The sequence below is a fragment of the Caldifermentibacillus hisashii genome, assembly GCF_039654145.1.
GTDB lineage: Bacteria > Bacillota > Bacilli > Bacillales > Caldibacillaceae > Caldifermentibacillus > Caldifermentibacillus hisashii.
On the sequence record NZ_CP155467.1, the window covers coordinates 1161902 to 1174645 of the forward strand.

General features: G+C 36.0%; 10 protein-coding genes. 6 read left to right on the forward strand and 4 right to left on the reverse strand.

Annotated elements, in window-relative coordinates:
* The first annotated feature begins 33 nt into the window (after positions 1-33).
* A complete protein-coding gene (locus NSQ14_RS05430; RefSeq protein WP_346216964.1) occupies positions 34-2091 on the forward strand; it encodes a catalase in 2058 nt (685 codons plus the stop codon).
* A gap of 101 nt (positions 2092-2192) precedes the next feature.
* Here NSQ14_RS05430 and NSQ14_RS05435 read toward each other — a convergent pair whose 3' ends face one another.
* Together NSQ14_RS05435 and NSQ14_RS05440 are read right to left on the reverse strand one after the other, a co-directional pair.
* On the reverse strand, positions 2193-2624 hold the full coding sequence (locus NSQ14_RS05435; RefSeq protein WP_340500182.1) for a DUF2809 domain-containing protein: 432 nt from the start codon (positions 2622-2624) through the stop codon (positions 2193-2195).
* Between the two features lie 91 nt (positions 2625-2715).
* Positions 2716-2898 carry a DinB family protein gene (locus NSQ14_RS05440; protein ID WP_095141386.1) on the reverse strand — a complete coding sequence of 61 codons (183 nt, stop codon included), beginning with the start codon at positions 2896-2898 and terminating at the stop codon, positions 2716-2718.
* 481 nt (positions 2899-3379) lie between these two features.
* Between NSQ14_RS05440 and NSQ14_RS05445 the strand changes: the two genes are divergently transcribed.
* Positions 3380-6187, forward strand: coding sequence for a DEAD/DEAH box helicase (locus tag NSQ14_RS05445; protein WP_346216965.1), 2808 nt, complete (start codon positions 3380-3382; stop codon positions 6185-6187).
* Positions 6188-6207: 20 nt separating this feature from the next.
* Here the strand turns inward: NSQ14_RS05445 and NSQ14_RS05450 are convergent, their stop codons facing one another.
* Positions 6208-6603, reverse strand: a complete 396-nt coding sequence (locus NSQ14_RS05450) for a (deoxy)nucleoside triphosphate pyrophosphohydrolase (protein WP_034768884.1) — start codon at positions 6601-6603, stop codon at positions 6208-6210.
* Positions 6604-7015: 412 nt separating this feature from the next.
* Between NSQ14_RS05450 and NSQ14_RS05455 the strand changes: the two genes are divergently transcribed.
* On the forward strand, positions 7016-7792 hold the full coding sequence (locus tag NSQ14_RS05455) for an ABC transporter ATP-binding protein (protein WP_095141388.1): 777 nt from the start codon (positions 7016-7018) through the stop codon (positions 7790-7792).
* A gap of 2 nt (positions 7793-7794) precedes the next feature.
* Positions 7795-9450, forward strand: a complete 1656-nt coding sequence (locus NSQ14_RS05460) for a hypothetical protein (RefSeq protein WP_346216966.1) — start codon at positions 7795-7797, stop codon at positions 9448-9450.
* Positions 9451-9561: 111 nt separating this feature from the next.
* Here NSQ14_RS05460 and NSQ14_RS05465 read toward each other — a convergent pair whose 3' ends face one another.
* Complete coding sequence (locus tag NSQ14_RS05465; protein WP_346216967.1) at positions 9562-11052, reverse strand: amidase; 1491 nt, start codon at positions 11050-11052, stop codon at positions 9562-9564.
* Positions 11053-11578: 526 nt separating this feature from the next.
* On the opposite strand from NSQ14_RS05465, the gene NSQ14_RS05470 reads away from it, so the two are divergent.
* Both NSQ14_RS05470 and NSQ14_RS05475 read left to right on the forward strand, forming a co-directional pair.
* Positions 11579-12034 (forward strand): YrvL family regulatory protein, encoded by a 456-nt coding sequence (locus NSQ14_RS05470; protein WP_041845966.1) that lies wholly within the window; start codon positions 11579-11581, stop codon positions 12032-12034.
* Positions 12035-12127: 93 nt separating this feature from the next.
* Entirely contained in the window at positions 12128-12718 is a 591-nt protein-coding gene (locus NSQ14_RS05475; RefSeq protein WP_244810440.1) for a nucleoside 2-deoxyribosyltransferase, read from the forward strand.
* Positions 12719-12744: the final 26 nt, after the last annotated feature.

Sequence of the window (12744 nt, forward strand, 5' to 3'; positions counted from 1 at the left end):
AGAATGGAAATTTACTAATATGAGGGGGATTCCATGGGTGATTCAAAGAACTTCAAGAAGTTGAGTGGGAATCGTAAAACAGATCAACTCAATCAGTTCCGTGTTACCAATAAAGGAAAGAGGCTAACGTCTAATGAAGGGGTAAAGATCTCCAACAATGAATATACATTAAAAGCAGGAGTTCGTGGTCCAAATTTAATGGAGGATATCCATTTCTTTGAAAAACAAATGCATTTCGACCATGAAAGGATACCTGAGCGAGTTGTACAGGCAAGAGGGTTTGGGGCGCATGGCGAGTTTGAATGTTATAAATCAATGCAGCAATATACAAAAGCTTGTTTTCTTCAAGAACGTGGGGCAAGGACGCCTGTTTTTGTCCGGTTTTCAAATTTGCAAGGAAATAAAGGGTCGAGTGATACAACACTAGGGCCACGTGGGTTTTCAACTAAGTTTTATACGGAAGATGGGAATTATGATTTACTAATGTTTTCGGTACCGGTCTTCATACTCCACGATGCCTATAAGTTTGCGGATGCGATTCATGCACTGAACCCAGAGCCCCATAATGATATCCCGCAAGCATCCTCTGCACATGATAATTTTTGGGATTTTGTTGTGAACAATCCGGAATCAACTCATTTCGTTATGTGGGCAATGTCAGATCGAACGGCTCCAAGAAGTTGGCGAATGATGCAGGGGTTTAGTATAAATACATTTCGTTTTGTAAATGAAAGTGGGAAATCAACATATGTCAGATTTCAATGGAAACCTGTCCTTGGTGTCCATTCTTTATTGTTAGATGAAGCACAAATCATTGCCGGTATTGATCCCGACTATCATCGCAGGGATTTGTGGGATGCGATTGAATACGGCGCATTCCCTGAATATGAACTAGGTGTGCAGATACTTGAAGAAGGGGGTTCGGCTGAATTTGATTTCGATATTTTAGATCCGACAAAGCTATGGCCGGAAGAGGTTGTCCCTGTAGACGTTATTGGTAAAATGACTTTAAATCGGAATGTAGATAATTATTTTTCAGAAGTAGAACAAGTGGCATTTAATCCGGCCAATGTCATTCCGGGAATAGATTTTTCAGATGATCCGATTTTACAAGGAAGATTATTTGCCTATAGGGACACACAAATGCATCGACTGGGTAGCCCAAACTTTAATGAAATCCCGATTAATCGTTCGGTTTGCCCGGTTCATAATTATATGCAAGGGGGATATATGAACCAATTCATTTCTGTTGACAGAGTAAACTACCAGAAAAATTCTCTGGCCAATAATTTTCCAGTTCCATCTCATCCAAGCGAAGGCGGCTATACGCATTATCCGGAGAAGGTCGAGGGCTATAAAGTTAAAGCTGTCCCTGATTCATTTAAAGATTACTTTTCTCAGCCAAAAATTTTCTGGAATAGTTTATCGTTTATTGAAAAACAACATTTGGTTCAAGCACTTTGTTTTCAACTCAGTAAAGTTCAAAGTCACTCAATTCGTGAGAAAGCTATACAAATGCTTAGCCATGTGGATGCAGGAATGGCCACCATGATAGCTGATTATGTAGGAATCGAGCCGCCAAGCGGAGTTAACCAAGTTTCAGTCACATCTCATTTCCCATCCTTAAGTATAGCAAATGCAACGAAATATCCAATAACGTTAAGAGTTGGCATTTTGATAGGTCATAATTTTGACGATGAAGAAGTAGGGGATATCATTCATGCACTCAAGAAACACGGCATCTTTATAGATTTTATTAGTGAAAAGCTGGGAACAATAACTGGAGTTGACGGAACAAAAATCACTGTCAGCCAAACTTTTTTAACAACAAACCCGAATTTATATGATGCACTTTATGTTGTTGGAGGAAGTTCGAAACGAGAAAAGAAATTCAACCAAGAGATGATGAATTTTTCCATAGAAGTATATAAACATTATAAACCAATCGGAGTTGCAACGAATGCTGAGAAATATCTTCCGGTATCGGGAGAAAATAATTTATTGGGCGTTGTATTTGCTAAAAATAATCCGAACTTTAAAGATGAATTTATTGCTGTCATTGCAGAGAGGCGATTTTGGGAACGGGTCTGACCCACGGTACAAGCTAGACCCGGCTAAAGGTGTCTGTCCCTTCGTACATGTAAATAGTTGAGGAAGACCGAATTTATAACTTCTGCGCTCATCAAAGTTCCTTAGCCACTTCGTACATGTAAACAGTTGAGACAGACCCTATCTACAAGAGCTGCAGTAATGATCCCTACCGTATATCGAAACAAATCCACAACAAGAAATCCTTTCCCTAAAATTAATGAGCCCAGTACAGTCCCCCGAATCTGATTAACCCAAACTGCTTGATACAGTTGACTAAATTCGATAGTATAGCTAAACAAAAAACTAAGAATAATAGCTGTTAACCGGCTCTTCCCCACGAATAGGAACCGAAAACCGAAATACACCATTCCAGCCCAAATTGTATCCCCGGCATTTTCTGCAATAAATAATGGGAGCAACTGACTGTACTTCCTCGATGCTAGCCCTAATAAGATGGTAATCACCACAGCAATCAAATAAGTGGATCGCGGGTGATGAGTAAAACGGTTCAAAAACCTCTTTTTTTTATGCAATTCGATTCCCCTTCGATATTGAGATTCCCACTATGTAAAATTTACTAATCACCTTAATCATTTGCCTGCTCCAGTCAGGCACCGCCGTATACTAATTGCTCATAAAATTTTTCATCTGTCCAATATGATGTTGATCATGCCAAATAAAATCGTTAACATATTGATGTATAGTAAATAGATTTCCGTCTGCATCTTCATGTGCTTTCATGAAATCTTCATCAGTAAATGATTTTAATAGACTTAAAATTTCCCTGCGATATTGAACCGCCTCCAATGATAATTCCTTCAAACAGCATTTTTAAATCGTTAATCCGTCTTTCTTTTTCTTTTGGCAACTTTACATAAACGCTACAGAGTATAATATTAACATAATCGTGATTCGAATTTTCAAAAATATTATATCATAACCAAACAAATGTTTCAATTAATTTCTGTTTATGTAAATATTTACACCATAGCTTCTTAAATATAATTTTAATCTGTTTCATTTGAACAAAATATTGCATCTGTGAGTCAAAATATATATAAATTATGAAATTTTGCTTAAGTTTTCATAAATGAATAATGAAATATGGCTTTAGTATTTGCCAAATTCAATTATAATGGAAGTAACAGATGTTTGGAAAAAAGTATGGAACGACAACAAGAAAGTGATTACACTAATATTATATATAACAATTGTTTATTGTGATTTATTGGGAAATGTAAATGATGATCAAATAAAAATAATTGAATAACTTTGTAGGGGTTTTAAAATGGAAACAGATAAACGGTTAATTGTAAATTCTAATAATGGCAATTTACTAAATGAATTAATCAAATCATTAAATGAGTGTGAATCTTTCTATTTTAGTGTGGCCTTTATTAATTTCAGTGGTCTTCAGTTACTTTTAGATTCCTTAAAAGAAGCGGAGTATAGAGAGATAAAAGGAAAAATAATTACTTCTACATATTTAAATTTCACCGAGGTCAAGGCGCTAGAGAAAATTCGTACCTTTAATAATATAGACTTAAAGGTATTTCATAATTTTGATGAAAAAGGGTTTCATACAAAAGTTTACATTTTTGAATATCAAGATACATTTAAAATAATCATTGGATCCGCAAATATTACGCAAAGTGCATTAAAAAGTAATATTGAGTGGAATGTTGAAATTGTCTCCAAAAATGAATCGAATTTTATAAAAGAAGTTTTAAAAGAATATAACTATTTGTGGAAAATAAGTGAAGAAGCAACTGATGAATTTTTAAACGAATATCAAAACTTCCTAAAGACAATAAACAAGTCAAGGCCAATGTCTCAATTAACATTTGAAAGAAATTATATTGTTCCCAATCGAATGCAAAAAAGGGCGATTGAAAGCCTTGAGCGATTGAGAAATTATGGAGAATCGAAAGCGTTGGTTATTGCTGCGACTGGAACAGGAAAAACATATATGTCAGCTTTTGATGTGAAAAATTATAAGCCTAAAAAACTACTATTTGTCGTTCATAGGGAAGAAATTTTAAAGAAAGCGCTGGAGACATTCAAATTTTTATTACCCAATGAAAATATTACTTTTGGATTGTTAACAGGAAATACAAAAGACAAGAATGCTGATTATATTTTTTCAACGATTCAAACTCTTTCTAGATGTTATCACGAATTTGGAAAAGAAGAGTTCGAATATATTATTTACGATGAGGCTCATCACACAACAAGTCCCAGTTATCAAATTGTTATGAATTATTTCATCCCAAAATTTATGCTAGGGATGACCGCAACACCTGAACGTAGTGACAATATGAATGTGTTTGAACTATTTAATAATAATGTGGCTATTGAAGTTCGATTACATGAGGCTTTAGAAGAAAATTTAATTATCCCTTTCCATTATTTTGGAATTACAGATATTGAGGGGATAGATTTAAGTGATGTGGATATTGACGATATTGCCGAAATAACAAAGCGGTTAAATGTAAATAAACGGGTAGATTTCATTATTGAAAGAATGAATTTTTATAGTCATGATGGGGACAAACGAAAATGTTTAGGGTTTTGCGCAAGTATCGAACATGCAAAGTATATGGCTGATGAGTTTACTAAGCGAGGTTATCCTAGTGTCTATTTACATGGTGAACATTCCCCTGATGAAAGAACTTATTTTATTAATCGATTAGAAGATGATAAGGATGAACTTCAAGTTATTTTTTCTGTAGATATTTTTAACGAAGGAGTGGACATTCCCTCAATTAATACCGTCCTCATGTTACGGCCGACAAGTTCTCCTATTGTTTTTATTCAGCAGTTAGGTAGGGGATTAAGAAAGCATGAAAGTAAGTCATTTTTGACGGTTCTTGATTTTATTGGCAATCACTCAAAGGTTTTCTTAATTGCAATAGCTTTGAATGGAAGTCGTTATTACGATAAAGAAAGCTTAAAAGTGGCAGTGTCTACAGGATTTGCCAATATGCCGGGTGCAACTCATATTCAAATGGATGAAATATCGAAAGAACGCATTCTCGAACAAATTGATCGGGAAAATTTTAATTCATTAAAATATTTACGTGAGGAGTATTTTGAATTTAAAAAAATGAATCAAAGGAAAATTCCTTATCTTTTAATGGATTATTTAAAATATGATGGCGCACCCGATCCAGTAAAATTTATTAATCGAGAAAAGACCTATTTACACTTCCTTGCAAAAACTGAGAAGAAAGAAGGAATCAAAAAATTATTACTGAATGATGCCTTTGAAAGAACTTTAAAAGATTTGTCAGCAAGACTACCTTTAAAGCGAATCTATGAGTTTGTTATTCTTAAAATTTTGCTTGAGCAACATGAAATTACGATGAAAGAGGCAAAAAGCGAGATTTTAAAACACGTTGAAAAGGTTGATGACGATAGTATTCGCCATGCTTTTGAAGTGTTGAACCAGGATTATTGTGATAGAGGACAAATTAATCGGGGTGCCAAACTTCTTGAAATTAAAAATGGTAAAGTGTCAAGAACAGAAATGTTTTATCTTGTCCTTCAACATGACCAATATCGTAAATATATAAAAGATGTCATTCATTATGGCATATTTAGATATGAGAAGGAATTCAAACGGGATTATTATGGTGTACCTCATTTCAAATTATATGAACAATATCAAATGATGGATGTCGCCCTTTTATCAAATTATCGCAAAGTATACAGTTCGTTTAGAGGATCCGGTCTCTTAACAAATGGAAATGAATATTTTCTTTTTATTGATTTGCATAAAGAAGCTAATATTAAAGAAAGTATTAATTACAAAGATAAATTTATTGATAGGCGGTATTTTCAATGGCAAACCCCAAATAGCACGGCACAATCTTCTGAAAGAGGGCAAAGTATTATTTTCAATCAAGTGCGGGGTATCCATCTTCATTTATTTGCTCGGAAATATCGGGAAATAGATGGAAAAACAGAACCGTATATTTACATTGGTAAGGGGAATACGGTTCATTATGAAGGAGAAAAGCCAATTACAGTAAAACTTGAACTGGAGCATGAAATTCCTGCCAATCTATATACTGAATTTACACAAATGGTATAGTCTTCTCGTATTTGAGAAGACTACTTTTCATTCATTAATAATTTTACTGCTGGGATATCTGCGGGTGCCCAAACAAGTGAATTTAGATTTTCCTTTTTTAGCCAAATGAATTTTGAATGTTCAACTGGTACAGGATTTCCTTCAATAATTTTTGCCTTTATTGCAATTAAATGAATAATAAAAGTTTCGTATTCATGAATGTTTTCATTATGAATATCAAAAGTCTCAATTTTACATTTAAATTCTTCTTCTATTTCTCGCTTTAGTGCCGTAAAAACATCCTCATCCGCTTCGACCTTGCCACCGGGAAATTCCCAATGATTTGAAATTGACATTTTCGGTGACCTTAATGCACAAAGAATCTCACCTTGGTCATTTTCTATAACGCCTGCAACTACTTTAATTTTCTTTTTCATAATAAATCTCCTCATAAAAAACTAGATATATTTATTATAATATACTCTTAGTTTCGTACCTAAAAATATTTGTGGTTAAAAATAAAAATAGCAATAAAAAAGCCGCATAAACACTGATTATTTGTTATGATTAGAGTACTAATCCAATGTTATGATTAGAGTACTAATCCAAAATAAACTAAAGGATATGTTTTATACAGGAAATAAGTAAGGAGATTTCAAACTCATGAGGTTTCCAATTATAGGGAGGCCATGTAAATTTTCAAATTCCGCTTCCTTTGCCACAAGGAGGGCTTTCCAAAATTATATGTTAATCGGAGGAAATCGACAAATAATATGAAAAATAAACGGACAAGGCCTATTTTCCTTATCCCGAAAATAATTATAAAGTTAAGAAAAGCAGGTGATATTCATGAGTGAGGAAGTCTTATCAATTCGTAATTTGCGTAAAAATTTTGGAGAGAAGGAAGTTTTGAAAGGGGTGGATCTGGACGTTTACCGTGGGCAAATTATCGGATATATCGGTCCAAACGGTGCGGGGAAGAGTACGACGGTCAAGATTTTGCTCGGTTTGGAAGGGGATTATTCCGGGGAAATAAAAATATTTGGCCGTGATATTTCTAATGGTGATATTAGCTATAAGAAAAAAATTGGGTATGTACCCGAGATGGCCGATGTTTATGATAATTTAACAGGTTATGAGTATTTAACATTTGTTGGCGAGCTATATGGGCTAAACCATGACTTAGTCGAATATAAGGCCAAAGGATTAATGGATCTGTTTGGCATTGGCGAGGTTTTTCATACGAGAATTGCTTCCTACTCAAAAGGGATGAGGCAAAAGCTGCTGATTATTTCAAGCCTTCTTCATAATCCGGAGCTGCTTTTTCTGGATGAACCGATTAACGGGTTAGATGCGAATAGTGTCATGGTCTTTAAGGAAATATTGGCTGAACTGGCTGCACAGGGAAAAACGATTTTTTATTCATCTCATATTATGGATGTCGTTGAAAAAATCAGCAGTCGTATTGTTTTGTTGAATGACGGACAGATTGTTGCAGATGGATCTTTTGCCGAGTTACAAAAGAAACAGGGCGGAACACTGGAAGAAATTTTCAATCAATTAACCGGGTTTCATAACCATGAAGAAATTGGAAGAAGATTCGTTTCGCTCGTTCAAGAGGTGTAATAATGGAGACGAGAGATTTTAAAAGATTAAAAGTGTTGGACAAGTTGCAATGGTTTTTTGACCGCATGGGTGTTAATTATTCGGTAATGAGGAAAATTTTACAAGTGAAGATGATTATGGATGAGCGTAGAGTCCCAACGATCTTCAACCAAAATAAGAAAAAAGACGGGACCGTGAAAAAAGAAAGCAATGGATTCATCAAATCGTTATGGGTCTACTTATTGATGAGTTTATTTTTGCTGCCGATTATTTTTTTAGGCGGGAATTATTTATTTCAAATGAGTTTGATTTTTGGGATCATCATGTTTATGGTGATGACGACGATGGTATCGGATTTTTCAACGGTGCTTTTGGATATTCGCGATAAAAATATTTTATATACAAGACCAATTGACCGAAAAACAATTAATATGGCGAAAAATGTTCATGTTATGTTTTATTTGCTGTTATTAACTGCTGCACTTGTCGGGATTCCGGTGCTGGCCGGTTTATTTCGGCACGGCGCGATCTTTTTCCTTATTACTGTTATTGAATTAATTTTACTAAATATGTTTATTGTTGTCATCACGGCGCTGATCTATATGGCAATTTTAAAGTTTTTCGACGGTGAGAAACTAAAGGATATAATTAACTATGTACAAATAATACTTTCGCTCTCGATTATGGTTGGCTATCAAGTTGTTGTGCGTTCATTTGAGCTTGTTAATCTTGATATTGTTTTTATTCCAAAATGGTGGCATCTTTTTATTCCGCCAATCTGGTTTGCAGCACCTTATGAAATGTTTTTAAATCACGTGTTCAGTCCGACAATGGTTGTTCTCAGTGTTTTTGCTGTACTGATCCCAATTGCTTCCTTTCTCCTTTATCTTCGGTTGATACCTTCATTTGAAAAAAGCTTGGAAAAACTGTCAGCACTTCAAGCGCAAAAAGAAAAGAAACGAGGGAAAATTGGAGAAAGTTTGCTGAAACTGATTTGCCGAGACCAAACGGAACGCGCGTCTTTTTGCTTTGCCGGCATCATGATGAAAACGGAACGCGATTTTAAGTTAAGAGTCTACCCATCGCTTGGGTTTTCAATTGTTATTCCATTTATCCTATTTTTTAACCAAATCGCCTCGCAACCTTTTGCCGAAACAGCTGCAAGCAACTTGTATCTTTCCATCTATTTTGCGATGATTGTCATTCCGTCTGTTGTACTAATGCTAAGTTTTTCCGGCAAATATAAAGGAGCCTGGATTTTTCAAGTGATTCCAGTTCAAAATATGGAAATGATCATTAGCGGGACATTAAAGGCGTTTCTGGTCAGGTTGTACGTTCCTATCTATGTCCTGTTAAGCGTGATTTTTGCCGCTATATTTGGCGTTCGTATTATACCGGATTTGGTCATTGTCTTTTTAACATCGTGTCTGTACACCTTAATTTGCTTTTTGTTCAGAAAAATTACCATGCCGTTTTCAGAACCATTTGAGGCAGCGAAAGAAAGTGATTCTTGGTATATTTTTGGCCTCATGCTCATCATTTTACCGTTCTTTGGTTTGCATTATTTAAGCTTATATCTTCCGTTTGGAATATATTTATATATGATTGTCTTGGCGGTGGCCCTCGTTTTTGGGTGGAGATGGGCGATAGGCTTGAAGTTGAAAAATGTCCGTGTGTAATCATGTATTTATTTGTGGAAAATATAAGGTTGATAAAAGCTAGTTCACTTAACTAAAAGATTTGGAGGGTCTGTCATCCAAATTTGAAGTAGAGACCCTCCCCGGGGTGTTTCAAAGCAACGGATTCCCTTTCATCCCTATCCATAGTTCAGACTGTTCTATTTGTGCGGCAAGTTGTAGGAGCCAGTCTTCTTTTCCTTTTGGCGCCATGAACTGGACACCGAGGGGAAGTCCGGCAGCAGTTAAATGAACCGGAACACTAATTGCCGGTTGTCCGGTTAGATTCGCCAGTTGAGTGAATGGGGTGTAAGTAAGACTGGCTTCGAACATATCATAGACAAGTTTTTGCTGTTCGACCTTAGTCAGCTCACCAACTTTCATTAGTTCGGCAATTTCTTTTTCTGTCTGGGTGAGTTCGCCTACTTTCGGTGCTGCGCTTGCTGTGGCGGGGGTTAAATAAAGATCATATGTACGATGAAACTCAGCCATTTGTGCTGCGGCCACATCCCATTCATCAAGGCTTCTAGTATAATCAGCTGCAGTCACCGATTTTCCTGCGACGGTCAAAACCCAGGCAACAATTTCCATATCCCCCGCAGTAATTGGCCTTCCGAGTGCCTCCTTGATTGACGCTACCATTCCGGCCATTTCACCACAATTCATGATGTAATAATTTTTTATTAAGCGGATTCCATCAACATTATTTGCTTTTTCTTCTACTTCATGACCTTGTTCTTCCAGCCATTTGATAGTTTTATACACGGCTAGACGCGCCTCCTCACTAACAGGGGTTCCAACAGGTGACTCCGTTGTGAACGCAATCCGGAATTTTCGCTTTTCCGGCTTTTCAACAACGTCCTTAAACTTGCCGGGGAATAACGGTGTTTGGTAGGCTGCTTCCGGTTGTACTGTTTGCAAAAGATCTAGAAGGGCGGCACTATCTCGAACAGATTTTGTTAAGGCAAAATCAATCGAGGCCCCTTGCCATTGCCGGCCGACACCGGGTCCAACCGGAGTTCTTCCCCTTGTCGGTTTTAAACCGAATAGCCCTGTAAAGGAAGCGGGAATCCGAATTGAACCGCCGCCATCACTTGCGCCGGCAATCGGAACAATCCCTGAAGCGATACTGGCAGCCGAACCACCACTCGATCCTCCTGGAGAATATTCGGTATTCCATGGATTCCGTGTTGGACCGTGGACTTCCGGTTCGGTAATATTTTTTAAACCAAATTCCGGCGTGTTTGTATGACCGATAAAAAGGAACCCGGCTTTCCGGAGCCGTGCAACAAAATTGGAGTCGCGTTTGGCGATATTATCAAGAAACAGTTTGGAACCGGATGTTAACGGCTCACCTTTAACAGCTTGAGATATATCTTTTAACACAATCGGAACCCCGGCAAATTCTTGCTCGCCAATCCGGAGTTCAGCTATTTCTTGAAATACTTTTTCTTTCCGTGTACGAATGACCGCGTTTAGCGTTGGATTAACTTCCTCTAACCGTTTAAAGGCGGCTTCAACTAATTCTTTAGGTGATACTTCCTTTCGTTTCACCAATTGGGCAAGACCAATCCCGTCCAAAGCCATATATTCATGCTTGTCCATATATTTTTCCCCCATCTTGCATTTTTGAAAAATCTTTCCAGTTCAATTGTAAGGGAAATGCATTACTTTTTAAAGGAAGGTGAATTTGCATATAAATGAAAACTCAATCAAAGCAAATTTTAGAGAAATTATTTGTCCCTCTCTGGCTTATGTTCCCAATGAAAACGAACACTTGCCTGACTAATATGAAATCGCCCGATAATCAAGCAATTCACACCTTCTACTGTTATTTAAAGTTTTTATTCTACCTTAACGGTTAAACAAATTTATGGGAAAAGTGAAACCAGCTTACATTTAATCCGTATTTTCGTTATATATACATAAACAATGACTTTTATAAAGGGAGAGGATAAAATTATTTAAAACTTTTAAATTGGTTAGCTTCCGATGAACCGTATTTTTCCTTAAAAAATATCAACTAATAAGGTTATATTATATTGTGCGGACCGAGTTTTAAACGAACGATCAGACGATTTGGAAGAACAATGTGAAGAACGATAATACGACAACAGAAGGGATAGTATAAATGAATAAACATAAAGAAAACGACTCTTTTTCTGATTTGAAGCCTTTTGAAAAGATTTTAGTTATTGTATCATTGATCCTTCTTGTAGTCTTGGCACTTTCCTTTATAATTGGAATTTTCTTTTTTGGCTTTGCCGGACTATTTCACATCTTTGGCGTTCATTATGAATCGATTCAGTCACTAATTCTTTTTGCAGTTGTATATTTTATAGTCGCTCTTATTCTAGATTTCCTATCGATTCTGCTTTTTGGTTTACTATCAACATATATAACAAACAAATTTAAATTATTTGTTACCCGGATGATTTTGGACTGTCTCTTTTCCTGGATTGCTCTCCATACAGTAGATGATGTAATGGAATCGATAACCATTCCACTAATGACTGAAATTGTTGTTGTGATTGTATTCTTTATTATTGAAGAAGCATTTGAAAATAAAAAAGACAAAAAGGAATAATAAAATAAAATTTACTTTTTTCCTAGATGATTGTGTTACTATATTTATTGACTTTTGATTTTTACATAATGCAGGAAGAAAAGGAGAAGTTCCATGAAGACAAAGTCGATTCAACTCAGTCATTTTCAACAAATGCTCTCTCAATTTATGGAAAAGCACCGTATTAAAGATTTAGTTAACGATTTTGATTTCCACCATGAAGCAAAGGTGTATCTTGGCAGCGGTCAGATGTTTAATGATTTTGGCCGACTAGGATTAGAATTGCTGGCAGATTTGTGTGAAGCGGTTCACTTAGATTATTATTTGCCGCAACATAATGATGAGATTAACAAAAAAGATGCAGATCATTTAATTACGAATGAGATGATTGCAGACGGTGATAATCAGCAACTAGAACAATGCCAATTTATGTTTAGTCATTTTACTATTCCGGAAGATAGCGGACTTAGTGCCGAGTGTGGCCGGTTTGCTTATATGCGGAAGGCCAATCCGGAAAAATATTGGGCCAGTGTGGCGATATTGGACGATATTCGCAGTTTAACAATTCCGAATCCGGAACAAAAAGGGATAGAAAACCAAGCAATTTATATGAATTCCTATACAGCCGGATTACCTGATTATATAGGTGAAACTTTATATGACTGTTTTCAATTTTTCTTTAAAAGTTATAAAGAACATAAATGATTGACTTATAAGGATAGTTTAACGAC

What these genes read in the sequence shown, in the direction of transcription:
- NSQ14_RS05430 (WP_346216964.1), top strand. Translation starts at nt 34, where the DNA reads ATGGGTGATTCAAAGAACTTCAAGAAGTTGAGTGGGAATCGTAAAACA.
- NSQ14_RS05445 (WP_346216965.1), top strand. Translation starts at nt 3,380, where the DNA reads ATGGAAACAGATAAACGGTTAATTGTAAATTCTAATAATGGCAATTTA.
- NSQ14_RS05450 (WP_034768884.1), bottom strand. Translation starts at nt 6,603, where the DNA reads ATGAAAAAGAAAATTAAAGTAGTTGCAGGCGTTATAGAAAATGACCAA.
- NSQ14_RS05455 (WP_095141388.1), top strand. Translation starts at nt 7,016, where the DNA reads ATGAGTGAGGAAGTCTTATCAATTCGTAATTTGCGTAAAAATTTTGGA.
- NSQ14_RS05460 (WP_346216966.1), top strand. Translation starts at nt 7,795, where the DNA reads ATGGAGACGAGAGATTTTAAAAGATTAAAAGTGTTGGACAAGTTGCAA.
- NSQ14_RS05465 (WP_346216967.1), bottom strand. Translation starts at nt 11,052, where the DNA reads ATGGACAAGCATGAATATATGGCTTTGGACGGGATTGGTCTTGCCCAA.
- NSQ14_RS05470 (WP_041845966.1), top strand. Translation starts at nt 11,579, where the DNA reads ATGAATAAACATAAAGAAAACGACTCTTTTTCTGATTTGAAGCCTTTT.
- NSQ14_RS05475 (WP_244810440.1), top strand. Translation starts at nt 12,128, where the DNA reads ATGAAGACAAAGTCGATTCAACTCAGTCATTTTCAACAAATGCTCTCT.